The organism is Pseudomonas rhizosphaerae, assembly GCF_000761155.1.
GTDB classification, from domain to species: domain Bacteria; phylum Pseudomonadota; class Gammaproteobacteria; order Pseudomonadales; family Pseudomonadaceae; genus Aquipseudomonas; species Aquipseudomonas rhizosphaerae.
On sequence record NZ_CP009533.1, the window covers coordinates 3,863,622 to 3,887,416 of the forward strand.

The window sequence follows — 23,795 nt, forward strand, 5'->3', positions numbered from 1 at the left end:
ACCGCAGGGTATTCACTGCGGTCAGTTGCTGATGGCCAGGATGCTTGCCTGATAGGAGCCGACGAACACATCGAAATCCCCCACTTCTTCCGCCTCGAGCGTCGCCTGGGCGGCCAATGAATCGCGGGCTTGTTGTTCGAAGTGCGCCTGGTCCTGGGCGCTCAGGGGCTGTTGCCGGAAGTACTCGGCATGGGCCTGGCTCTGGCTGAAGGAGAACTCGGCGAAGCTCTGCTTCTGCTCGGCCATCTTCGCCAGGACCTGCGCCGACGGCGTCAGCGAAGGGTCGCTGACCTTGGCGCGCTGCGCCGCCATCGCCTGGGCATGCTCATCGGTACCCGTGCTGCGATCGAGCAGTGCAGCGACCGCGTCGATACGCTCCAGCAAATCGCCGGCCCATGCCTTGAGCTCCACCGCCTCGCCATTGCGCTGCAACTGCAGGCCCGGTCGACGACCTTCCTTGACCGTGCTGAGGAAATTGTCGGTGCACGCCGCGCATTCGTTGCTGTCGATCTGCGGGCTGCTTTCCAGCGCGCAGAACAGCAGGAACGCATCGAGAAAACGCGACTCGGTCAGGTCGACCCCCGTGGGCACGAACGGGTTGATGTCCAGACAACGCACTTCGATGTACTGCACGCCACGCGCCATCAAGGCCTGAATCGGGCGCTCGCCGCTGTAGGTCACCCGCTTCGGACGAATGTTGGAGTAATACTCGTTTTCGATCTGCAGGATGTTGGTGTTCAGCTGCACCCATTCGCCATCCTTGTGCGTGCCCACCTGCACATACGGCGGATACGGCGTGGCCACCGCCTTGCGCAGGCTGTCGGTGTAGCTGGCCAGATCGTTGTAGCACGGCGTCAGGCCGGCCTGGGCATTGCTCTGGTAACCCAGGTCGCTCATGCGCAGGCTGGTAGCGTAGGGCAGGTACAGGGTCTGCGCATCCAGTTGCTCGAGCTGATGGGCGCGGCCACGCAGGAAGCCGGCATCCAGCGCCGGCGAGGCGCCGAACAGGTACATCAGCAGCCAGCTGTAGCGACGGAAGTTGCGGATCAGCGCGATGTACGCGGAAGACTGGTAATCGCGATCGGTACCCACATAACCGTCGGCTTGCTTGAGCACCGGCCACAGCTGCTCGGGCAGGGAGAAATTGTAGTGAATGCCGGCGATGCACTGCATGGTACGGCCGTAACGCAGGGACAGCCCCTGGCGATAGACGTATTTCAGACGCCCGATGTTCGAGGTGCCGTAATAGGCCAGCGGAATGTCTTCCTCGGCTGGCAGCGGGCAGGGCATGGAGGGGCTCCACAGGTACTCGCTGCCCAGCTTGCTGTACACGAAGCGGTGGATCTGCTCCAGGCTGTGCAGGGTCTGTGCAGGGTCCTTGAGTGCGGGCGTGATGAACTCCAGCAGCGACTCGGAATAGTCCGTGGTGACCTGTTCATTGGTCAGCGCCGACCCCAGCGCCTCGGGGTGCGGCGTCTGCGCCAGACGACCCTCGTGGTTGACGCGCAGGCACTCACGTTCGATGCCATGCAGGCACTGCGCGAGCAGAGAAAGGGTGGCAGGCTCGCCGAGCAGAGTCAGGCGGCGGTTGAGAAATTCGCTCAAGTTGGATTCCTTCACGCGTCAGTCGCCCCGATATGGGGGTGGAGCGGACGGTCTGCAAGGGTGAAGACAAAAAGGAACCGGCGTCGTCGCCTGGTTTCGATCGGGCAAGGTACAGGCCGTACTGCAATCGACACCGCCTGCGCCGTGCCGAAATTACCGCAGAACGACCCCTTCGGGCTAGAGAACCACGAAAGTACCTTGTGCCTTTGCCATCAGTTTTTCGCCCTGAAGCACCTCGGCCTCGACCACCATGGTGCGTCGGCCGGCGTGCAATACCTGGGCCTTGCAGATCACCTCACCTTCTGACACCGCGCGAAGGTAATTGATCTTGCATTCGAGCGTGACGCTTTGATTATCGAAGCCGTGGGAGGTCGAGCAGGCCAGGCCCATGGCGATGTCGACCAGGCTGAAGATGGCGCCGCCGTGCATCACCTGTCCGCGGTTGCGCAGGTGTTCGGCCATTGGCAGCGCCACTTCCGCCACGCCGGCGTCCAGGCGCCGCACCTCGCAGCCGAGGTTTCGAAAGTAGGCGCTTTGAGTCAGGTCGTCGTCGATCTGCATCAGCGTTTCTTCAGCTGTTTGGCGTTGGCGAACAAGGATGCCATGGCACCGTTGGCCGGGGCAGCGGCAGGTTCCTTGACCCGTGCCGGAGCGGCCTGCTGACGCGCCGCGGCACCGGGACGGCTGCCCCGTGCGCCGTCGACTTTCTCGCCAGGCGTATCACCCATGCGCATCGACAGCCCCACGCGTTTGCGTGGAATGTCCACCTCCATCACCTTGACCTTGACCACGTCGCCAGCCTTCACCGCTTCGCGCGGGTCCTTGATGAATTTTTCCGACAAGGCCGAGATGTGGACCAGACCGTCCTGGTGTACACCGATATCGACGAACGCGCCGAAGTTGGTCACGTTGGTGACCACGCCTTCGAGCACCATGCCCAGTTGCAGGTCCTTGAGGTCTTCCACACCGTCCTGGAATTCGGCGGTCTTGAACCCGGGACGAGGGTCGCGGCCTGGCTTGTCCAGTTCCTGGAGGATGTCGGTGACGGTTGGCAGGCCGAAGGTTTCGTCGGTGAATTTCTTCGGGTCCAGGCGCTTGAGAAAGCCGCTGTCGCCGATCAGCGAGCGGATGTCGCGATCGGTACCTGCAGCGATTCGCTGCACCAGCACATAGGCTTCGGGGTGGACGGCCGAGGCGTCCAGGGGATTGTCGCCGTTCATGACGCGCAGGAAGCCGGCCGCCTGTTCGAAAGTCTTTTCACCCAGGCGCGAGACTTTTTTCAGCGCCGCGCGAGTGCGGAACGCACCATGCTCGTCGCGATGCGCGACGATGTTCTGCGCCAGCGTGGCGTTGAGCCCGGAAATGCGCGCCAACAAGGCCACGGAGGCGGTGTTGACGTCCACGCCCACGGCGTTCACGCAGTCCTCGACCACGGCATCCAGGCCGCGCGCCAGCTTGAGCTGCGAGACGTCGTGCTGGTACTGGCCCACACCAATGGATTTCGGATCGATCTTCACCAGTTCGGCCAGTGGATCCTGCAGGCGCCGGGCAATCGACACCGCACCGCGAATCGACACGTCCAGGTCGGGAAACTCGCGAGCCGCCAGCTCCGAGGCCGAATACACCGACGCACCGGCTTCGGACACCATGACCTTGGTCATTTTCAGCCCAGGGTATTTCTTGATCAGCTCGGCGGCCAGCTTGTCGGTCTCGCGGCTGGCGGTGCCGTTGCCGATGGCGATCAGGTCCACGGCATGCTTGGCGCACAGGGCGGCCAGCGTGGCCAGGGTCTGGTCCCACTTGTTGTGCGGCACGTGCGGATACACCGTGGCGTGATCGAGCAGCTTGCCGGTGGCGTCCACCACGGCCACCTTGCAGCCGGTGCGCAGGCCGGGGTCCAGGCCCAGGGTGGCGCGCGGGCCAGCCGGGGCAGCCAGCAACAGGTCGTGCAGGTTGTGCGCGAAGACGTTGATGGCTTCGCTTTCGGCGTTCTCGCGCAGTTCGCTCAGCAGGTCGGTTTCCAGGTGCGTGTAGAGCTTGACCTTCCAGGTCCAGCGCACCACTTCGCCAAGCCACTTGTCGGCAGCGCGCTGCTGGTTTTTCACGCCGAAACGTTCGCCGATCATCATTTCGCAGGGGTGCAGGGTGCCGGGCAGTTCCTCGCCCACCTTCAGCGACGAACCGAGGATGCCCTCGTTACGCCCGCGGAAAATGGCCAGGGCGCGGTGCGAAGGCATGCTCTTGAGCGGCTCGTCGTGTTCGAAGTAGTCGCGGAACTTGGCGCCTTCCTCTTCCTTGCCGGCCAGTACGCGGGCGCTGAGCACCGCTTCCTGCTTGAGGAAGTCACGCAGCTTGGCCAGCAGCGTGGCGTCTTCGGCGAAGCGTTCCATCAGGATGTACTTGGCGCCTTCCAGCGCGGCCTTGACGTCGAGCACGCCCTTGTCGCCGTCGACGAAGCGAGCCGCTTCGGTTTCCGGGCTCAGCGTCGGGTCGGCGAACAGGCGGTCGGCCAGCTCGCCGAGGCCGGCTTCCAGGGCGATCTGGCCCTTGGTGCGGCGCTTCTGCTTGTACGGCAGGTAGAGGTCTTCCAGGCGCGTCTTGGTCTCGGCTTGCTTGATATCGCGGGCCAGCTCGGGCGTCAGCTTGCCCTGCTCCTCGATGCTGGCAAGGATGCTGACGCGGCGCTCGTCGAGTTCGCGCAGATAGCGCAGCCGCTCTTCGAGATGCCGCAGTTGGGTGTCGTCAAGGCTGCCGGTCACTTCCTTGCGGTAACGAGCGATGAAAGGCACGGTCGAACCTTCATCCAGCAGTGCGACGGCCGCTTCGACCTGTTGAGGGCGGACACCGAGTTCCTCGGCGATGCGGCTGTTTATGCTGATCATGATAACCACCTGAAAAATGATAGGTACAAGGTGCAGTCCGTCGCGGGCCTGGGGTACGGGCACGCTTGGGGCACCGCGGCAGCGAACGCCCTCGGGCAGACGTTGCCTGACTGACGAGCCGCGCAGTATACCCAGCGACTTCGTCTTGGCGCGAACCCGACGCCTGGGCGATGAAGGAATGTGACTGGCGGCCCAGGAAAAATCTGCTAACAATGCACACGGCACGAGCGTCGGCAGCTACGCCATAATGCGCGCCGAGATCAAAGGAGCAACCCATGAGCAGTACCGCACAAGCAGCCGAAGGTGAAAAGATCCTCATCGTTGACGACGATCCAGGATTGAGCAGCCTGCTGGAGCGATTCTTCACCAGCAAAGGCTACCGTGCGCGCGCCGTGCCCAATGTCGAGCAAATGGACCGTCTGCTGGCCCGCGAAGTGTTCCACCTGGTTGTCTTGGACTTGATGCTGCCCGGTGAAGACGGCCTGTCCGCCTGCCGCCGCATGCGTGCCGGCAACAATCAGGTGCCGATCATCATGTTGACCGCCAAGGGTGACGAGCTCAGCCGCATCAAGGGTCTGGAGCTGGGCGCGGACGACTACCTGGCCAAGCCCTTCAACCCCGACGAACTGATGGCCCGGGTCAAGGCCGTGCTGCGCCGCCAGTCGGCACCGGTTCCAGGCGCGCCGGGCAGCGAGGACGAGTCGGTTTCCTTCGGCGACTACGAACTCTCCCTGGCCACCCGCGAGCTCAAGCGCGGCGACGAAGTGCACATGCTCACCACCGGTGAGTTTGCGGTGCTCAAGGCGCTGGTGATGAACGCCCGCCAGCCATTGACCCGTGACAAACTCATGAACCTGGCCCGCGGCCGCGAATGGGACGCCCTGGAGCGCTCCATCGACGTGCAGATCTCCCGGCTACGCCGCATGATCGAGCCCGACCCGTCCAAGCCGCGCTACATTCAAACGGTCTGGGGCGTAGGTTACGTGTTCGTACCCGATGGCAACGCTGCCCGGTAGACTCTTGGGGTTTTTGTAGGAGCGATATCCTGAATCACTCGTTGATTCGGGATTTTCGTCATCCACAATGTCTGCGAGCCTGCTCGCTCCTGCAACCTATGTGATCGCCGCGCAATGAAGACCCCTGTCTGGTTTCCCCAAAGTTTCTTCGCTCGAACCCTCTGGCTGGTGCTGGTCGTGGTCCTGTTCTCCAAGGCCCTGACTCTGGTGTATCTGCTGATGAACGAGGACGTGCTGGTCGATCGTCAGTACAGTCACGGCGTGGCGCTGACCCTGCGCGCCTACTGGGCGGCGGACGAGAACAACCGCGACCAGATCGCCGATGCCGCGGGCCTGATTCGCGTGGTCGGCGGCGGTGTGCCGGAAGGCGAGCAGCACTGGCCCTACAGTGAAATCTACCAGCGCCAGATGCAGGCCGAGCTGGGCGAAGACACCGAAGTGCGGTTGCGCGTGCATGCCCCGCCTGCATTGTGGGTGCGCGCACCGAGCCTGGGTGCCGGTTGGTTGAAGGTACCCCTCTATCCACACCCATTGCGCGGGCAGAAGATCTGGAGCGTGCTGGGCTGGTTCCTGGCGATCGGCCTGCTGTCGACCGCTTCGGCCTGGATTTTCGTGCGTCAGCTCAACCAGCCGCTCAAGCGCCTGGTGTTCGCTGCTCGGCAACTGGGGCAGGGCCGCAGCGTGCGTCTGCCGGTGAGTGACACGCCCAGCGAGATGACCGAGGTGTACCGCGCTTTCAACCAGATGGCCGAGGATGTCGAACAGGCCGGCCGCGAACGCGAGTTGATGCTGGCCGGGGTGTCCCATGACTTGCGTACGCCGCTGACGCGCTTGCGCCTGTCACTGGAATTGATGACCTCGGATAACGAGTTCACCCCAGACATGGTCCGCGACATCGAGGACATGGACGCGATCCTCGATCAGTTCCTGGCCTTCATCCGCGACGGCCGTGATGAAAGCGTCGAGGTCGTCGACCTTGGGCATCTGGTGCAGGAAGTGGTTGCGCCCTACAACCAGGCCGAGCAGCAGGTGCTGCTGCGTATGGAGCCGATCCCGCCGTTTCCGCTGCGTCGGGTATCCATGAAGCGGCTGCTGAACAACCTGATCGGCAACGCCCTCTACCATGCCGGCAGCGGCGTGGAGGTGGCGGTCAATGTCTCGGGCGACGACAACGCGCCTTATGTCGTGCTCAGCGTGCTGGACCGCGGAGCGGGTATCGATCCGGGTGAACTGGCCGGGATCTTCGACCCGTTCATCCGTGGCGACCGTGCGCGCAGTGGCAAGGGCACCGGGTTGGGTCTGGCGATCGTCAAGCGCATTGCCGCCATGCATGGCGGCAACGTAGAGCTGCGTAATCGTTCGACGGGGGGGCTGGAGGCGCGAGTACGGCTGCCACTGGGCCTGATGTTGCCCAGGGATGCCGTGTAGGGGGTTAACCCTTGCCCTTGGTACGGGTCATGTTCGGGCCGCTGTTTTTCTCGATGTGCTCGATGATCATCCCGGCCACATCCTTGCCGGTGGTCACCTCGATACCTTCCAGGCCGGGCGATGAGTTCACCTCCATCACCAAGGGGCCGTGGTTGGAGCGCAGGATGTCCACGCCGGCAACGCTGAGGCCCATCACCTTGGCGGCGCGAATGGCGGTCATGCGCTCTTCGGGGGTGATCTTGATCAGGCTGGCACTGCCACCGCGGTGCAGGTTGGAGCGAAACTCGCCGGGCTTGGCCTGACGCTTCATCGCCGCAATCACCTTGTCACCGACCACGAAGCAGCGAATGTCGGCGCCGCCGGCTTCCTTGATGTACTCCTGAACCATGATGTCCTGTTTGAGGCCCATGAAGGCCTCGATCACCGACTCGGCGGCGGTGGCTGTTTCGCAAAGCACCACGCCGATGCCCTGGGTGCCTTCGAGCACCTTGATCACCAGCGGGGCGCCATGGACCATGCTGATCAGATCGGGGATGTCGTCCGGCGAGTGGGCGAAGCCGGTGACGGGCAGGCCGATGCCTCGCCGTGACAGCAGTTGCAGGGAGCGCAGCTTGTCCCGCGAGCGGGCGATGGCCACCGATTCGTTCAGCGGAAAGACATCCATCATTTCGAACTGACGCAGCACTGCGCAGCCATAGAACGTGACCGACGCACCGATGCGCGGAATGACCGCATCGAAGCCTTGCAGCGGCTTGCCCCGGTAGTGGATCTGCGGTTTGTGACTGGCGATGTTCATATACGCGCGCAGCGTGTCGATCACCACCATTTCATGGCCACGGGCAGTACCGGCTTCGATCAGACGACGAGTGGAATACAGACGCGGATTGCGCGACAGCACAGCGATCTTCATGCAACACCTGTGGCAGAGGTAGTAGAGGCCGGGAACACCGGCTTGTCTTGAACGTAGGTGACGCCCGGGTTCACGACCAGTTGGCCGTGGACCAGCGCCTTGGAACCCAGCAGCAGGCGGTAACGCATGGACTTGCGGCAAGCCAGGGTGAATTCGACTGTCCAGACCCGGTCGCCCAGAGCCAGCGTTGTCTTGATCACGTAGCGCGTCTGCGCATGGCCATTGGAGCTCTTGATGGTTTTCATGGCCACCAGCGGTGCTTCGCAGCGTCGGTGGCGCAGTTGCACCACGGTGCCCAGATGAGCGGTGAAACGCACCCATTTCTCGCCGGCACGGGTGAACGGCTCGATGTCCGTGGCGTGCAGGCTGGAGGTGCTGGCGCCGGTATCGATCTTGGCGCGCAGGCCGGCGACTCCCAGGTCGGGCAACGCCACCCACTCGCGCAGACCGATAACGGTCAGATGGTCAAATGTCTTCAAATCGGCAAACCGCAAGAGGTAGGGATGGACCCGTATACGCAAGCTTCAGACCGGCGCGGTCTGGATCAATTCAACCCAGCCCGATGCCGCTTGGCAAGCGTGCGTGCACTGTAATCGTAAAGACCGCCGCTTGCATCCGACAGGCACGGTAGTACAGTTTGATGACGGCATTTCGCGAGGTGAGCCTGTGGCACAGAAGCACAAGCAGGAAGAAGAGGAAAAGGTCCGTCTGGACAAATGGCTGTGGGCCGCGCGCTTCTACAAGACCCGCGCCCTGGCCAAGGAAGCGATCGAAAGCGGCAAGGTGCATTATCGCGGCGAGCGCTGCAAGCCGGGCAAGGAGCCGCATGTAGGCGATGAGTTGCAGATACGCACCGGTTTCGACGAGCGCAGCGTGATCATCGAGGCGCTGTCCATCGTGCGCCGTGGCGCGCCCGAAGCGCAGACGCTGTACCGTGAAACCGAGCAGAGCCAGGCCAAGCGCGAGGCTGCGGCAGCCATGCGCAAGGCGGGCGCGCTGGGCGTGACCACTGACGGCAAGCCTTCGAAGAAGCAGCGTCGGCAGTTGTTCAGTTTTCGTTCGGCAGATTGATGTGGGGCAGTGCCGGCCTCTTCGCGGGCACTGCCCGCTCCCACAGTTCATCCCCTTGTGGGAGCGGGGCGGGCGGCGAGCTCTCTGCCCGCGAAGAGGCCGGGACAGACACCGCGTCACCCTGCGACGATACTCGACCGGCCGATGATTGGCAGCTTCGCCAGCAGCCTGAACAACGGCTCGGTGATCCGTACCAGCCACTGCGAAGTGTGAGCCGCGAAAGGCGTGTAGTAGCCCCAGCCGAGCGCCCAGACGGCCATCAGCACGCCGCCAATGTAGTCGTCCTGCCCCCAGTGGGCGCCCGCCACCAGGCGTGGCAGCATGAATATCAGGGCCAGGACCCAGATGCACAGCCGCTGCATGAGCCTGCGGGTACAGACGCTCATGAACAGCGCCCAGATCAGCAGCACCGAAGCATGATCGCCTGGAAAACTCTGGCTGGAGCGGTCCTTGAGTTCCCAGTGGCGTTCCAGATCCGGGTACCAGTCGCTGAGCAGTACGGGGTTGGCCAGGACCATGCTCGGGCTGTCATGGTCCCAGCCCATTGCGTGTATCCACTTGGAAAACAGCGCACGCACCACCACTAAGAGCAGCAGCACGGCCATGAAGCCAAAAAAGGCCTGGCGAACCTGCCCCGTCTTGAACACCCAATTGCCGCGGATCAGCAACGCCAGCATGATCACGCCGACCACGATGTCGAAGGGCCGCAGGCTGCCCAGGGTCCACACGTAACGCCATGCTGCATTGCTGGCCAGGGGTGCGTTGAGCAGGTGAAACAGCCATTCGTCGAATGCTGTACACAAATGATGGCCAATAGGCCATAACCAGAAGCACAACAGCACGATCGGGATTGAATTGCACAGCAGCAAGCCGCTAACGTTCCACCTGGCTTGGAACAGTGGGGCTTTGTTCATAAGATACCTCTACATCCACAGGGCAGTGAGCGATCAAGCGAGCGCTCTGAAGCGGGCTTTATAAAAGCCGCTACACATTTTGTCACCATTCTCAGATACTGGACTTATGCACGATCTTCCTGAAGCCGATTTCACCCAACGCTTTATTTTCGACGACGCCGATGTACGCGGTGAGGCGGTAGCATTGGAACGCAGCTACGCCGAGGTCCTGGCCAAGCACGACTATCCGCTGCCGGTGCAGCTGCTGCTGGGCGAGTTCATGGCGGCTGCGGCCCTGCTGGTGGGGACGCTCAAGTTCGACGGCTTGCTGATTCTGCAGGCGCGTTCCGAAGGCCCCGTGCCGTTGTTGATGATCGAGTGCTCCAGTGAACGCGAAATCCGCGGCCTGGCGCGCTTCCATGCCGAGCGGATCAGCGACACCGATGGCCTGCCGGAACTGATGCCCGCCGGTACCCTGGCGATGACCATCGACCCTACCGAAGGTCAGCGCTACCAAGGCATCGTGGATCTGGAAGGCGCCGACCTGTCGGCGAGTTTCTCCAATTATTTCGCCCTTTCCGAACAGCTCGGCACACGCTTCTGGCTCAAGGCCGATGGCCAGCGTGCGCGTGGCTTGCTGCTGCAGCAATTGCCTGCTGCCGTGATCAAGGACGAGGACGATCGCGCCGAAAGCTGGAAGACCGTCACCACCCTGGCAGACACCCTCACGGCCGAAGAACTGTTGGGCCTGGATAACGAAACCGTGCTGTACCGCCTGTACCACGAACAGGCACTGCGGCTTTTCGAGGCCCAGCCGATTCGGTTTCGCTGCAGCTGTTCCAGGGAGCGTTCGGCACGAGCGCTTGTCAGTCTTGGGCACGACGATGCACGTGAGTTGCTCAAGGAACACGGCGGTACGGTGGAAATCGACTGTCAGTTCTGCAACCAGCGATATTTGTTTGACGCCACCGACGTCGACCAGCTTTTCAGTGGAGCTGGGGTCGACGCTCCGTCAGATACCCGTCACTGAAGCGATTAGTCTCGCTAAATCCGCAAAAATACGCCGGAATAACGCCGTTACCGACAGGAAGACGCTATTTTTTCCAAGCGTTTCTGGCATAATCCGGCCCACTTTTTAGCTGTAGTGGTTGTTGTAAACTTACTACAAAACGTTTGGAGCACTCGGCCCAGAGCCGACGGGGAACCTCATGACGCAAGCCAAGAACGCCGTATACGCCGATCTGACTGTAGATGATCTGGTTAAAGAAGCCTTGAGCCGTGGTGAAGGCGAGCTTGCCGATACCGGTGCTCTGGTGGTGCGTACCGGTCATCGTACCGGTCGTTCGCCAGTCGACCGTTTCATCGTCGAAGAGCCCACTACCCAGGATGCCATTGCTTGGGGCCCGATCAACCGCAAATTCCCGGCCGACAAGTTCGATGCCCTGTGGGATCGCGTCGAAGCCTATCTGGGCGAGCGTGAGCGGTTCGTTTCCCACGTTCATGTAGGCTCCGATCCGGCGCACTACCTGCCGGTCAAGATGACTACCCAGACCGCCTGGCACAACCTGTTCGGCCGTTGCCTGTTCATCAACCCGGAGCAGTACAACGCCGGTGGCAAGGATGAATGGCAGGTGCTCAACGCGCCCGAGTTCGAGTGCGTGCCAGAGCGTGACGGCACCAACTCCGACGGTACCGTGATCATCAATTTCGCGGCCCGCAAGGTGCTGATCGCAGGCATGCGCTATGCCGGCGAGATGAAGAAAGCGATGTTCTCGGTGCAGAACTTCCTGCTGCCGGCCGCCGACGTGCTGCCGATGCACTGCGCCGCGAACATGGGCGAAGACGGCGACGTCACCTTGTTCTTCGGCCTGTCGGGCACCGGCAAGACCACCCTGTCGGCCGATGAAAGCCGTTACCTGATCGGTGACGACGAGCACGGTTGGGGTGTGGGCGTGGTGTTCAACATCGAAGGCGGTTGCTACGCCAAGTGCATCGACCTGTCCGAGAAGAACGAGCCGGTCATCTGGAAAGCCATTCAGCATGGCGCCGTGCTGGAAAACGTCGTGCTCGATGCCGACAAGAAAGCCGACTACGCCGATGACAGCCTGACCCAGAACAGCCGTGCCGCGTACCCGCGCGAGCTGATCGAGAAGCGCGCACCGAAGAACCTGGGTGGCGAGCCCAATGCCGTGATCTTCCTGACCTGCGACCTGACCGGCGTGCTGCCGCCAGTGTCCATCCTCAGCGAAGAGCAGGCGGCCTATCACTTCCTGTCCGGCTACACCGCGCTGGTGGGTTCGACCGAGATGGGTTCGGGCAGTGGCATCAAGTCGACCTTCTCGACCTGCTTCGGCGCACCGTTCTTCCCACGTCCGGCAGGCGAGTACGCCGAACTGCTGATCAAGCGTATCCGTGGCTTCGGCTCCAAGGTCTACCTGGTCAACACTGGCTGGACCGGTGGCGGCTACGGCGTCGGCAAGCGCTTCAACATCCCCACCACTCGTGGCGTGATTGCAGCGATCCAGAGCGGCGCCCTGATCGGCACCGAGACCGAGCACCTGGACATCGTCAACCTGGACGTGCCAAAGGTCGTCCCAGGCGTCGATACCAACCTGCTCAACCCACGCAACACCTGGGCTGATCCAGCCGCCTACGACGAAGCCGCCAAGGGCCTGGCTTCGCTGTTCATCGAAAACTTCAAGAAGTTCGACGTGAGCGACTCGATCAAGGCCGCTGGTCCGCAGTTGTAAGCAGCGGCTGGTGAAAGAAACCGCCCCTTGTGGGCGGTTTTTTCGTTTCTGTGTGTTCGATTTTCGCAGGATCAACACGACATCGTTGGCGACAAGATGCCCATCCACCTAGCGAAAACGCGGTGTATTCTTGCTGACGTCAACTGATCAAGATGGAGGCGAGCATGTCCCCAATGTCATTTCCCATACCTGATGATATGGCTGAGTCCTTGTCGCGTCTTGCGCGTGATACGGGGCATAGCGAATCGTTTTTAGTGCTTCAAGCCATGCGCGAATACTTGCAGCGTGAAAGTTGGCAGATAGAAGAGATCAAGGACAGCCTTCGTGAACTGAAAGCAGGCAATGTTGCAAGCGCTGAAGAAGTAAGCGCCTTGTGGAAAAAATGGGGCAATAGTGCGAACTGAGTGGCTGACCAAAGCCCTCAGGGCTCTTGATCATGAAGCCAGTTACATCGCCGAGGGCAGTGAGTTGGCGGCGAGCCGATTCGTGTCCGAAGTGCGGGAAGGCGTTGAGCGTCTCTCCGAGTTCCCAAGGCTGGGCCGCAAAGGTCGTGTAGAAGGAACGCGCGAGTGGATAATGCCCGGCTGGCCCTATGTGATTCCCTAACGAATTGAAGGCGATCGACTGATCGTTCTGCATATCTTCCACACACGGCGGGCACCGCCGGGCAGCTGGTAGCGGCTCAGCCGTCGCGCACGGGTTGGGTTATCTTTCCGAGGGGTTGGAGTCGGATTAAAGGCAGGAAGATGCACGACACTGCGTGGGCGGTAGATACCCCGCCGCCCACTCCTACAAAGAAGGCTTTGCTCTAATAGAGAAGACTCAGCGATCGCGCCAGTGCTTGTTGTGGCCGACATGGCGGCCGCGGTCGCGGTGTTTTGATTTGCCGCGGTTGTCGTGGCCGCGATAGCGGCGATCGTCACGGTCGTCGCGGTCGGCGGAGGTGCCCATGTAGTTGCCCAGCGCACCGCCGGCGCCGCCGCCGGTTGCGGCACCCACCAGGCCACCGGTGCTGCCGCCTACGTTGCGGCCCACTACGTTGCCGCCTGCAGCGCCCAAGGCGCCACCAATCGCGGCCTGGCCACGGTTGCGCTTGTCGGCGCCGACTGCGCTGCCGGCCGCACCGCCCAGGCCTGCGCCAATGGTTGAGCCGGTGCTGCCGCCCAGTTGCTGGCCGACCACCGCGCCCAGTACCCCACCCAATGCGCCCCCTACACCGGCTTCGGTGTTACTGCCTGCAGAGGCAGCGCCTGTCACCAGGCCAAGGGTCAACAAAAGTATCGAGGGAAATTTCATCGATCAGATCTCAGAGGGATGACGGCGCGACTTTGCTATGCGATCGGTCGTCCGACAAGCGCGATGTGATGGAAAGCGCGATAAGTACGCAATTCTGAGATTCTGAAGTTTCATGGGGAAACTTTGAGCGGGGAGGGCGGTCGCAGGTACTTGCGGAGTGGCGTCTTTTGGTTGAGATCGAGATCAAGATCAAGAGCTACGCGGCTTGCGCCGCTGCTACAGGGTGGGTGTGATCCCTGTAACAGCGGCGCAAGCCGCGTTGATTTGAACAAACGCCCTTCTCTGCGTGAGCGTCAGGCGATGCGGGCGCTTGGGGCAGGCTGCTCCAGGCGAATGGCAACGAACTTGGAGGTTGGCGTGCTGCTGCCTTCGCCCACGCTTTCCAGCGGCACCAGCGGGTTGACCTCGGGGTAGTACGCCGCTGCCTGGCCGGCTGGAATGTCGAATGCCAGCAAGGTGAAGCCCTTCACGCGGCGCTCGCGGCCATCTTCCCAGAGTGATACCAGATCGGCTTTCTGACCCGGGCGGAAGCCCAGGCGAATGATGTCGGCTTCATTGGCGAACAACACGTCACGCTGGCCGCGCACGCCGCGGTAGCGGTCGTCCAGGCCATAAATCGTGGTGTTGTACTGATCGTGGGAGCGCATTGACTGCATGATCAGGTCCGGCACCTGGCCAGTGGCGCGCACCCGCTCGTCGATCAGGTCCGAGGGCAGGCGGTTGGGCTTGAAGTTGGCACGTCCGGTGGGCGTATTCCAGCGACGTGCGCCGGCGCTGTTGCCCAGGTAGAACCCGCCAGGGTGCTTGAGACGCTCGTTGAAATCCTTGAAACCGGGCAGGGTGTCGGCAATCAGGTCACGGATACGGTCGTAGTCGCCGATCAGCCAGTTCCAGTCCACCGGCTGCGCGCCCAGGGTTGCGGCGGCGATGCCGGCAACGATGGCCGGTTCGGAGCGCATCTGCTTGGACAGCGGCTGCAGCTGGCCGTTGGAGGCGTGCACCATGCTGAACGAGTCTTCCACGGTGACTGCCTGCGGGCCCTCGCTCTGCTGGTCGATATCGGTGCGGCCCAGGCATGGCAGAATCAACGCCTGCTTGCCGTGCATCAGGTGGCTGCGGTTGAGCTTGGTGCTGATCTGCACCGTCAGCTCGCAGTTGCGCAGCGCCTGCGCCGTGCGCGTGCTGTCCGGCGTGGCCTGGGCAAAGTTGCCGCCCAGGGCAATGAAAACCTTGGCCCGACCTTCGGCCATGGCATGGATGGCTTCCACCACGTTGTGGCCGTTGCTGCGCGGCACATCGAAACCGAAGCGCTTTTCCAGAGCATCGAGCAGGAACGCCGGAGGGCGTTCGTTGATACCCATGGTGCGGTCGCCCTGCACGTTGCTGTGACCACGGACCGGGCACAGGCCGGCGCCCGGACGGCCAATGTTGCCGCGCAGCAGCATCAGGTTGGAGATTTCCTGGATGGTCGGCACCGAGTGACGGTGCTGGGTAATGCCCATGGCCCAGCACATGATGACGTTCTTGCCCTTGAGGTACATGCGTGCAGCCAGCTCGATGTCGTCCAGCGGCAGGCCGGACTGCTCGACGATGTGCTCCCAGGACGTGTCATCGATCGCGGCCAGGTATTCGAGCACGGTAGCGGTGTGCTCGTTGAGGAAGTCGTGGTCGAACACCGACGGCGCGTTATTGGCCTGGGCCTCGCGCTCCCATTGCAGCAGGAACTTGGCCATGCCGCGCATCATCGCCATATCGCCGCCCAGGGCCGGACGGAAGTACGCGGTGTTGGTGGGACGGTCACCGTTGGTGAGCATCTCGATCGGGTGCTGTGGGTGCTGGAAGCGCTCCAGGCCACGCTCCTTGAGCGGGTTGATGCAGACCACCTGCGCGCCGCGCTGGACCGCTTCGCGCAGCGGTTCGAGCATACGCGGATGGTTGGTGCCGGGGTTCTGGCCCCAGACGAAGATGGCGTCGGCATGCTCGAAGTCTTCGAACGTCACCGTTCCCTTGCCGACCCCGACGCTCTGCGACAGCGCCACGCCACTGGCTTCGTGGCACATGTTCGAGCAATCGGGAAAGTTGTTCGTGCCGTAGGCGCGCACGAACAGCTGGTACAGGTAGGCCGCTTCGTTGCTGGCCCGGCCCGAGGTGTAGAACTCGGCCTGGTTGGGGCTTTCAAGGTTGAGCAGATGCTTGGCGACCAGCGCGTAGGCGTCGTCCCAGGCAATCGGGACATAGCGGTCGCTGGTGGCGTCGTAGACCATCGGCTCGGTCAAGCGGCCCTGGTATTCGAGCCAGTAGTCGCTTTGCTCGAGCAGCGAGGTCACGCTGTGCTTGGCGAAGAACGCCGGGTCGACACGGCGCTTGGTCGCTTCCCAGTTCACCGCCTTGGCGCCGTTCTCGCAGAATTTCACCATGCCGCTTTCCGGCGAATCGCCCCAGGCGCAACCCGGGCAATCGAAGCCGCCGTTCTGGTTGGTCTTAAGCATGGTGCGGATGTTCTTCAGCGCGTTGTCGCTGCTCAGCCAGAACTGCGTCACGCTGATCAGTGCGCCCCAGCCGCCGGCAGCGCCCTTGTAGGGCTTGTAGCGGGGAACAGGGGTCTTGTCGGCTTGATTGTGAATGCTCACGCTTGATTCTCCAACGCAGGGCTATAGACCCGCGGCGCGCTGTGCTGCGGCAGGTGAATGAGGTTCAGGTTATGCCGGCGTGCCCATTGCAGGGCCAGGCCGGTGGGCGACGACAGGCTGACCAGGGTCTGGATGCCGGCGCGCAGTACTTTTTGAATGAGTTCCAGACTGCAGCGGCTGGTGACGATGGCCAGGCCGCCAGTGCTGTCGATGTCCTGCCGCACCAGGGCGCCGATCACTTTGTCGAGGGCGTTGTGGCGGCCAATGTCTTCGCGGCCCAGCAGCAGGGTGCCGGTGGCGTCCATGAACAGCGCCGCGTGCACCGCGCCGCTGCGCTGGCCCAGGGGCTGGAACGCGCCGATGCGTTGGCGCAGGCCTTCGAGCCACTGCGCTGGCGGCAAGGACGCACCGGGCAACACCGCCAATTCGGGCAGCGCCTGCTCCACGGCCTCGACGCCGCACAACCCGCAGCCGCTGCTGCCGGCCAGTTGCCGACGCTGGGTCTTGAGGTTCCAGAAGGCGCGGTTGGCGATCTGCACCTCGGCGTGACGTGCCGAGCCTTCGCCGCTGAGCTTGATGTCGTAGATTTCATCGGCGCCGGCCACGATACCGCTGCCGATGCTGAAGCCGGTGACGAAGTCTTCAAGATCGGTGGGCGTGACCAGCATCACCGCCTGGCTGATGCCGTTGTAGGCAATCGCCAGCGCCACTTCTTCAGCGAGCGGTGTGCTGCCGGGCTCGTCCAGGCTCAAGCTGCAATAACTGTAGGTCTGGCTGGCTGTAGGGCTGGCAATGGAGCTGGCGAGGGGTGCAACCGAGGAAGAAACGGGCACCGCGCGGGCCGGGTGCTTGGCGTTCATGGGAATGGACCGGCAATGAATTCAGCGTTCAGCCTAGGCGCAGGATTGCCCAGCGTCTAATCGCTATTACCGATGCGACGATAGACCGCATTGATCATGGCGTGTCAAAGAGCTTGAAGCAGGCTTCGGCTAGTGCCGAACGTGGCGCTGCGCGACGCATGATCAGGCCCAGAGGCGCCAGGGTGTGGGCCTCCGCAATGGGTTGCAGGCGCAAGTGCTCGGTCAGACCTTCGAGCCCGCTGTCCAGCGGCATGATTGCGCAGCACAGGCCACCATGGACGGCCTGGATCAACTGATGGACGGCATCGGTCTGCAGTAGGGGTTGCGGTGCAAGCCCGCGCGAGTGGAAATTATGGTCGATGGATTGGCGAAAGTGCATGCCAGCGGTAAGCATGCCCAAGGGCAGTTCGGTGAGGGCTTCCCAGCTCAGCGCTTGCTCGCCGAAATCGTAGTGGCGCTGATCGAACAACAGGCCCATGCGCGTTTCACCCAGCGCCCGCGATTCGAAGCGTTCTTGGTCCAACCGTTCGAGAAACGAGACGCCCAGGTCGATGCGGTTGCTCGCTAGTTGTTCGAGGATCTGCTCGGAGCTGAGCGAGCTGAGTTCGAAGCGCAGGTTGGGGTGCTCGCCGTGCAGGGTGTGCAGCAGCGGCACCGGGTCGAAACTGGACAGCGGCACCACGCCCAGGCGCAGGGTGCCGACCAGATGCCCGCGGCACGCCGCCGCCTCGGCCTGCAGGCCGTCGTAGGCGGCCAGTACCGTGCGCGCCCAAGCCAGCACGCGCTCCCCGGGCGCGGTGAAACCTTCGAAGCGCTGGCCGCGCTTCACCAAGGGTAATTCGAGTTCTTCTTCAAGGTTGCGCAGACGCATCGAAAGGGTCGGCTGGGTGATGTGGCACCGCGCTGCGGCCTGGCCGAAGTGACGGGTTTCATCCAACGCGATGAGGAATTTGAGTTGCTTGATGTCCATGCTCGCTCCTGGGTTGGCGATGCGCAGTATAGCGACACGCGCTTGCGCTAGGTCGTGGGCAAGCCGGACGGCTCACAGGCCCGCAATGAGGTCGCGATAGTCACCCACCGCCGCGAACTCCTCGGTGTCCTTGGCGCCCTTGCGGCTGTCGGGCTCGCTGACCGCCAGCAGGTGCCTGATTCCGTAGGCCTGGGCGCTGCGCAGCACGGGCAGGGTGTCGTCGATGAACAGGCTGCGCGCCGGGTCGAAGCCGATGTCGGCCTGCAGGGCGTCCCAGAACTGCGGGTTTTCCTTGGGATAGCCGTAGTCGTGGGAGCTGATCAGCCGTTCGAAATAGGGCGCCAGTTCGATGCGTTCCAGCTTCAGCGACAGCGAGTCGCGGTGCGCGTTGGTGATCATGATCACCCGCTTGCCGGCCTGTTTGATCGCGGCCAGGAACGTGTCGGCGTCGGGTCGCAGGGCGATCAAATCGGCGGTTTCGCGTTTTAGCTCGCGCACCGGGATGTTCAGCTCGCGGGTCCAGAAATCCAGGCAGTACCAGTTCAGCTTGCCGGCGTTGTCGCTGAACAGCGGTTGCAGCTCCAGCTGCGCCATGGCCAGGCTGACCCCGTGCAGTTGGGCATAGCGTTGCGGCAGATGTTCGAGCCAGAAGTGGTTGTCGTAGTGCAGGTCCAGCAGCGTGCCGTCCATGTCCAGCAGGACGGTGTCGATGGTATTCCAGGCGAGGCAAGGCATAGCGAAGATTCTCGGGCAGTGGTGGATCAAGGGTGGCCTGCCGCAGGCCAAGCCACGGTATAGTAACCCGTTCACGTCCAGGAGCTGCCCGATGCGCCAGAAACCCGAAGTCCTTGCCCGCGAAATCGTCGCCAGTAGTCGCCTGTTCCGCGTCGAAGAAGTGCAACTGCGCTTCTCCAATGGCGTGGAGCGTACCTACGAGCGTCTGGTGGGTCGCGGCAATGGTTATGGCGCGGTGATGATCGTGGCCATGGCCGATGCCGAGCATGCGCTGCTGGTCGAGGAGTACTGCGGCGGTACCGACGCTTATGAACTGTCGCTGCCCAAGGGCTTGATCGAGCCTGGCGAAGATGTGCTGGCCGCCGCCGATCGCGAGCTCAAGGAAGAGGCTGGGTTCGGCGCCCGTGAACTGGAACACCTTACCGAGCTGTCATTGTCGCCGGGGTACATGAGCCAGAAGATCCAGGTCGTACTGGCGCAGGGGTTGTACGAGGAGCGGCTCGAGGGCGACGAGCCGGAGCCGATGCGTGTCGAAAGGGTCAACCTGCGCGACCTGTCCAGCCTGGCCCAGCATCCGCAGTTTTCCGAAGGCCGCGCATTGGCCGCCCTGTACCTGGCGCGCGACCTGTTGATCCAGCGCGGAGCGTTCAGCCTGTGAGCGACGTCGAACGTCTGTTGCCCGAAGTCGTGGCACTGGCCCATCGGGCTGGCGCGGCCATATTGCCGTTCTGGCGGGCCGATGTGCAGGTCATGGCCAAGGCCGATGAATCACCGGTGACTGCAGCCGATCTCGCTGCGCATCAGGTCATCGTCGAGGGCCTGACCGCGCTGGCGCCCGACATTCCGATCCTCTCCGAAGAAGATGCCGACATCGCGCTGGCCGTGCGCGAGCAGTGGACCCGCTGGTGGCTGGTGGACCCGCTGGACGGCACCAAGGAGTTCATCAACGGCAGCGAAGAATTCACCGTCAACATCGCGCTGATCGAGCGCGGGCAGGTGGTGTTCGGCGTAGTCACCGTGCCGACCACGGGCAGCGCCTACTATGGCGGTGCCGGGCTCGGCGCATGGCATGCTGCGGCCGGGCAGCCGGCCGAGGCGATCAGCGTGCGCCAGGTTCCGGCGCCGGGCAGCGCATTTACGGTGGTCGCCAGCCGTCGCCATTCCAGCCCCGCGCAGGAGCACCTGCTGGCCGGACTGAGTGCCGTGGTGGGTCCACTGGATTTGGTCAGCGTGGGCAGTTCGCTGAAATTCTGCCTGCTGGCCGAAGGCGCTGCCGACTGCTATCCACGCCTGGCGCCGACCTCGCAGTGGGACACCGCTGCGGCCCAGGGCGTGCTCGAAGGCGCGGGCGGCGAAGTGCTGCAGATCGACGGGCAGCCGTTCGTCTATCCTGCCCGCCCGTCGTTGCTCAATCCCTCGTTCCTGGCGCTGCCTCGCAATGTGCCGTGGCGTGAGTCACTGGTTGCGCTGGCGCATCCGTAGACCTTACTGGCAGTCTTCGACCCTCATCGACAAGCCTGCCGCTTGAGGGACTAGGCTTCACTCAGGCTCCTCACCCCCGCCAAAGCTGAGGCCGTGTTTGCGCAGTTTGTCGTGCAAGGTCTTGCGTGGAATGCCCAAGGCTTCGGCGAGGCTGCGCACGGAGGTGTGCGAGCGGCTCATCTCGGCTGCGATCAAGGCGCGCTCGAAATGCTCGACCTGCTCGCTGAGTCCACCAGCGACTGTGCGGGTCATTTCCACCGGACCCGGCTCGCTGTTATCCAGTGCCAGTTCCAGGCCCAGGGCGAAGCGCTCGGCGGCGTTTTGCAGTTCGCGCACGTTGCCCGGCCAGCTGTGCCGCAACAGCAACGCGCGCTGCGCTGCGGAGAGTTCGTTGGCCAGCACGCCATGGCGCTCGGCTGCGGCATCGGCGTAGTACTGGAACAGCATCAGCACGTCTTCGCCGCGCTCGCGCAGCGGCGGGATGCGCAGCGAGGCGACATTGAGGCGGTAATACAGGTCGGCGCGGAAGCGCCCCTGGTCGGCGGCCTGGCGCAGGTCTTCCTTGGTTGCGGCAATCACGCGGATATCCAGGCGGATCTGCTGGTTGCCACCCAGGCGCTCGACCACCCGTTCCTGTAGCAGGCGCAGCAGCTTGACCTGCACGTCCATGCTCATGCTTTCGATTTCGTCGAGAAACAGCGTGCCGCCGTTGGCGAACTCGAACTTGCCGATGCGGCGTTTCTGCGCGCCGGTGAAGGCGCCGGGCTCATGGCCGAACAGCTCGCTTTCCACCACCGATTCGGCGAGGGCGCCAGCGTTGATCGCCACGAACGGGCCGCTGCGGCGGCTGGACAGATCGTGCAGGGCGCGCGCCACGACTTCCTTGCCGGCCCCGGTTTCGCCCAGGATCAGCACATCGGCGCGGGTCCCGGCCAGCGCGCCGATCTGCTCGCGCAGGCGGGCCATGGAGCCCGACTGACCCACCAGGCGCGTGCTCAATTGCTGGCGGTCGCTGAGTGCCATGCGCAGGCTGCGGTTGTCCAGCACCAGGCGGCGCACGGCCAGGCCGCGGCGCACGCTGTCGAGCAGCGCGTCGCTGGCGAAGGGTTTCTCGAGAAAGTCGTAGGCACCGGCGCGCATGGCCTGCACGGCCAGCGGTACGTCGCCGTGGCCGGTGATCAGCAACACCGGCAGCTCGCTGTCGCGGGCGTGCAGTTGTTCGAGCAGTTGCAGTCCGTCGATGCCCGGCATGCGGATGTCGCTGACCACCACCCCAGGCCAGTCGCGCTCGATGCGCGCGGACAGGCCCTGGGCGTCGGCCAGAGCCAGCACTTTCAAGCCGGCGAGGTCCAGGGTCTGGCTCAAGGCCTGGCGCAGATGGGGATCGTCGTCGATCAGCACGACCTGGATCTTGCTGTCGATGGCGTTGTCGCTGGTCATGCCGATGGGTCCTCGGGAGCTTGCAGGCTGACGCCCGGCTCTCCGGCGCGCAAACGCAGGATCAGCAGGGCACCGCCTTGGGGATGGTTGGACAGCAGCAGTTCGCCGCCCAGTGCGCGCATCAGCGTATCGCAGATCGCCAGGCCCAGGCCCAGGCCTTGGGTGCGTGTCTTGGTGGTGAAGAACGGTTCGCGGGCGCGGGCCATGGCTTCGCTGGTGAAACCGGGGCCGTTGTCGCGGATGCGCAGTTCCACGCCGTCGGCCGTCTGTTCCGCGCTCAGCCACAGGCAGCGGGGATTGGCCTTTTCGGTCAGGGCATCGAGGGCGTTGGCCAGCAGGTTGCCGAGCACCTGGCGCAGCCGGGTTTCACCGGCCTGGACCCAGAGCGGCGCATCGGGCAGGTCGCGGATCAGCTCGACGGCCATGGCCCGGCGACGCTTGGCGAGCAGCGCCAAGGCATCGTCGAGGGCCGGTTGCAGGGCGACGCTTTCCAAGGCGTGGCGGTCGCGCCGGGCGAAGGCGCGCAGGTGAGCGATGATCGACGCCATGCGGCCGGTCAGTTCGCTGATCAGCTTGAGGTTGCCCCGCGCATCCTCGATGCGCTCGTGGTCGAGCAGCACCTCGGTGTTCTCGGCGTAGCTGCGAATGGCCGCCAGGGGCTGATTGAGCTCGTGGCTGATGCTGGCCGACATGGTGCCCAGTGCCGACAGCTTGCCGGCCTGGACCAGTTCGTCCTGGGCACGCACCAGCTCCTGCTGGGCCTGTTCGCGCTCGAGTACTTCCTGGCGCAGCTTGCTGTTGAGTCCTTCCAGCGCGCTGGTGCGCTCCACCACCCGGGTTTCCAGCTCGTGACGGGTGCGCCCTTCGAATTCGATGCGCTGCAGGTAGTGACGACGGCGCTGCATCATCAGCCCGAGCAGCAGCATCAAGGCCAGGAGCAAGGCGCCGCCCACGGCGACGACAGTGCGTACCGGGCGATCGAGCAGGGTCTTGGGGGCGAGGATGCTGACGTTCCAGCCGGTTTCGGCGATGGTCCGCGTCTGCGTGAGCCAGGCGTCGGCGTCCAGGTTCAGCGGCTGCGGGTCGCGGGTAGGGTAGGGCAGGATCGAGACGATGGCCTGGCGCTCGTTGTCGCTGAGCGGGCGTGTGGCCCGGAAGCGCCATTCGGGGCGCGAGGTGAGGATGACCACGCCGTTGTGGTCGGTGAGCAACAGCTGTTCGGGCGTTTTGCCCCACAGGGTTTCGGTGTGGTCGAGGTCGACCTTCACTACCAGCACGCCGATGACCTTGTCCTGGTCGTGCACGGCGGCGGCGAAGAAGTAGCCGCGCTTGGCCGACGTGGTGCCCAGCCCGAAGAAACGTCCCAGGCGCCCGGCCACGGCATCGCTGTAGTAGGGGCGGAAAGCGAAGTTGCGGCCAACGAAGCTGTCGCGCTGCTCCCAGTTGGAGGCGGCCAGGGTATTGCCGTCGGCGTCCAGCAGGTACATGACTTCGGCACCGGTCTGTTCGCGAATGTCCTTGAGCAGGTGATTGGCGTCGAGGATCGCCTGGGCGTTGCGAGGGGCGGCCAGCAAGGCGCGCAGCGCCGGCAGGTCACCGAGGATCTGCGGCAGGGTTTCGTAGCGGTGCAGGGTGCCCAGCAGGTTGGCGACGTAGAGGTCCAGCGTCTGCCGATTCTGGCTGACCAGTTCGCTTTTGTAATAGCGCTCGGCCAGATGTTCCAGCGGCCACAACAATGGCGCCAGGCACAGGGCCAGGATCGCCAGGCTGCGCCAGCGGGGTCTGCGAGTGATGGAGGCTCTGGGGGTCATAGGACAACACGCCGGG

The 23,795-nt window shown here is 63.5% G+C and carries 22 protein-coding genes; 9 read left to right on the forward strand and 13 right to left on the reverse strand.

Annotated elements, in window-relative coordinates; all coding sequences use genetic code 11:
* Window positions 1–21: 21 nt before the first annotated feature.
* The 3 genes from gshA to LT40_RS17170 form a co-directional block, all read right to left on the reverse strand.
* A complete protein-coding gene (gshA, locus tag LT40_RS17160) occupies window positions 22–1,605 on the reverse strand; it encodes a glutamate--cysteine ligase (protein WP_043192308.1) in 1,584 nt (527 codons plus the stop codon).
* A gap of 177 nt (window positions 1,606–1,782) precedes the next feature.
* Window positions 1,783–2,166 (reverse strand): PaaI family thioesterase, encoded by a 384-nt coding sequence (locus tag LT40_RS17165; RefSeq protein ID WP_052393455.1) that lies wholly within the window; start codon window positions 2,164–2,166, stop codon window positions 1,783–1,785.
* The gene (locus LT40_RS17170; RefSeq protein ID WP_043192309.1) at window positions 2,166–4,487 is read right to left on the reverse strand and encodes a Tex family protein; all 2,322 of its coding nucleotides are present in this window, start codon (window positions 4,485–4,487) and stop codon (window positions 2,166–2,168) included. Before LT40_RS17170 ends, LT40_RS17165 begins: the two co-directional genes overlap by 1 nt.
* A gap of 275 nt (window positions 4,488–4,762) precedes the next feature.
* Here LT40_RS17170 and ompR point away from each other — a divergent pair, with 275 nt between their 5' ends.
* A complete protein-coding gene (ompR, locus tag LT40_RS17175) occupies window positions 4,763–5,503 on the forward strand; it encodes an osmolarity response regulator transcription factor OmpR (protein WP_043192310.1) in 741 nt (246 codons plus the stop codon).
* A 114-nt stretch (window positions 5,504–5,617) separates the two neighbouring features.
* Window positions 5,618–6,931 carry an ATP-binding protein gene (locus tag LT40_RS17180; protein ID WP_043192311.1) on the forward strand — a complete coding sequence of 438 codons (1,314 nt, stop codon included), beginning with the start codon at window positions 5,618–5,620 and terminating at the stop codon, window positions 6,929–6,931.
* 4 nt (window positions 6,932–6,935) lie between these two features.
* On the opposite strand, the gene rimK is transcribed toward LT40_RS17180, so the two are convergent.
* Window positions 6,936–7,841 carry a 30S ribosomal protein S6--L-glutamate ligase gene (rimK, locus tag LT40_RS17185; RefSeq protein WP_043192312.1) on the reverse strand — a complete coding sequence of 302 codons (906 nt, stop codon included), beginning with the start codon at window positions 7,839–7,841 and terminating at the stop codon, window positions 6,936–6,938.
* On the reverse strand, window positions 7,838–8,320 hold the full coding sequence (gene rimB, locus LT40_RS17190) for a retropepsin-like aspartic endopeptidase RimB (protein ID WP_043192313.1): 483 nt from the start codon (window positions 8,318–8,320) through the stop codon (window positions 7,838–7,840). The genes rimK and rimB overlap by 4 nt, the downstream gene beginning before the upstream one ends.
* 187 nt (window positions 8,321–8,507) lie before the next feature.
* On the opposite strand from rimB, the gene LT40_RS17195 reads away from it, so the two are divergent.
* Window positions 8,508–8,912 (forward strand): RNA-binding S4 domain-containing protein, encoded by a 405-nt coding sequence (locus LT40_RS17195; protein ID WP_043192314.1) that lies wholly within the window; start codon window positions 8,508–8,510, stop codon window positions 8,910–8,912.
* A 116-nt stretch (window positions 8,913–9,028) separates the two neighbouring features.
* Here LT40_RS17195 and LT40_RS17200 read toward each other — a convergent pair whose 3' ends face one another.
* The gene (locus tag LT40_RS17200; protein ID WP_043192315.1) at window positions 9,029–9,826 is read right to left on the reverse strand and encodes a phosphatase PAP2 family protein; all 798 of its coding nucleotides are present in this window, start codon (window positions 9,824–9,826) and stop codon (window positions 9,029–9,031) included.
* Window positions 9,827–9,932: 106 nt separating this feature from the next.
* On the opposite strand from LT40_RS17200, the gene hslO reads away from it, so the two are divergent.
* The 4 genes from hslO (at window position 9,933) to LT40_RS21410 (ending at window position 13,161) form a co-directional block, all read left to right on the forward strand.
* Window positions 9,933–10,835 carry an Hsp33 family molecular chaperone HslO gene (hslO, locus tag LT40_RS17205; RefSeq protein ID WP_043192316.1) on the forward strand — a complete coding sequence of 301 codons (903 nt, stop codon included), beginning with the start codon at window positions 9,933–9,935 and terminating at the stop codon, window positions 10,833–10,835.
* Window positions 10,836–11,013: 178 nt separating this feature from the next.
* Window positions 11,014–12,555 carry a phosphoenolpyruvate carboxykinase gene (locus tag LT40_RS17210; protein ID WP_043192317.1) on the forward strand — a complete coding sequence of 514 codons (1,542 nt, stop codon included), beginning with the start codon at window positions 11,014–11,016 and terminating at the stop codon, window positions 12,553–12,555.
* Window positions 12,556–12,719: 164 nt separating this feature from the next.
* Complete coding sequence (locus LT40_RS17215; protein ID WP_043192318.1) at window positions 12,720–12,959, forward strand: CopG family ribbon-helix-helix protein; 240 nt, start codon at window positions 12,720–12,722, stop codon at window positions 12,957–12,959.
* The gene (locus LT40_RS21410; RefSeq protein ID WP_167335528.1) at window positions 12,949–13,161 is read left to right on the forward strand and encodes a type II toxin-antitoxin system RelE/ParE family toxin; all 213 of its coding nucleotides are present in this window, start codon (window positions 12,949–12,951) and stop codon (window positions 13,159–13,161) included. Before LT40_RS17215 ends, LT40_RS21410 begins: the two co-directional genes overlap by 11 nt.
* A gap of 216 nt (window positions 13,162–13,377) precedes the next feature.
* Here LT40_RS21410 and LT40_RS17220 read toward each other — a convergent pair whose 3' ends face one another.
* The 5 genes from LT40_RS17220 to yrfG form a co-directional block, all read right to left on the reverse strand.
* Window positions 13,378–13,851 (reverse strand): glycine zipper 2TM domain-containing protein, encoded by a 474-nt coding sequence (locus tag LT40_RS17220; RefSeq protein ID WP_043192319.1) that lies wholly within the window; start codon window positions 13,849–13,851, stop codon window positions 13,378–13,380.
* A 293-nt stretch (window positions 13,852–14,144) separates the two neighbouring features.
* Window positions 14,145–16,481: an FdhF/YdeP family oxidoreductase gene (locus tag LT40_RS17225; protein WP_043192320.1), complete on the reverse strand. Its 2,337-nt coding sequence runs from the start codon at window positions 16,479–16,481 to the stop codon at window positions 14,145–14,147.
* Window positions 16,478–17,341, reverse strand: coding sequence for a formate dehydrogenase accessory sulfurtransferase FdhD (fdhD, locus tag LT40_RS17230; protein WP_043192321.1), 864 nt, complete (start codon window positions 17,339–17,341; stop codon window positions 16,478–16,480). The genes LT40_RS17225 and fdhD overlap by 4 nt, the downstream gene beginning before the upstream one ends.
* Window positions 17,342–17,435: 94 nt before the next feature.
* Window positions 17,436–18,311, reverse strand: a complete 876-nt coding sequence (locus LT40_RS17235) for a LysR family transcriptional regulator (RefSeq protein ID WP_043192322.1) — start codon at window positions 18,309–18,311, stop codon at window positions 17,436–17,438.
* A gap of 72 nt (window positions 18,312–18,383) precedes the next feature.
* The gene (gene yrfG, locus LT40_RS17240) at window positions 18,384–19,046 is read right to left on the reverse strand and encodes a GMP/IMP nucleotidase (RefSeq protein WP_043192323.1); all 663 of its coding nucleotides are present in this window, start codon (window positions 19,044–19,046) and stop codon (window positions 18,384–18,386) included.
* Between the two features lie 91 nt (window positions 19,047–19,137).
* On the opposite strand from yrfG, the gene nudE reads away from it, so the two are divergent.
* Window positions 19,138–19,704, forward strand: coding sequence for an ADP compounds hydrolase NudE (gene nudE, locus LT40_RS17245; RefSeq protein WP_043192324.1), 567 nt, complete (start codon window positions 19,138–19,140; stop codon window positions 19,702–19,704).
* Window positions 19,701–20,528 (forward strand): 3'(2'),5'-bisphosphate nucleotidase CysQ, encoded by an 828-nt coding sequence (gene cysQ, locus LT40_RS17250; protein ID WP_043192325.1) that lies wholly within the window; start codon window positions 19,701–19,703, stop codon window positions 20,526–20,528. The genes nudE and cysQ overlap by 4 nt, the downstream gene beginning before the upstream one ends.
* Window positions 20,529–20,585: 57 nt before the next feature.
* Here cysQ and LT40_RS17255 read toward each other — a convergent pair whose 3' ends face one another.
* Complete coding sequence (locus LT40_RS17255) at window positions 20,586–21,968, reverse strand: sigma-54-dependent transcriptional regulator (RefSeq protein WP_043192326.1); 1,383 nt, start codon at window positions 21,966–21,968, stop codon at window positions 20,586–20,588.
* Window positions 21,965–23,779, reverse strand: a complete 1,815-nt coding sequence (locus LT40_RS17260) for a sensor histidine kinase (protein ID WP_043192327.1) — start codon at window positions 23,777–23,779, stop codon at window positions 21,965–21,967. The genes LT40_RS17255 and LT40_RS17260 overlap by 4 nt, the downstream gene beginning before the upstream one ends.
* Window positions 23,780–23,795 lie beyond the last annotated feature (16 nt).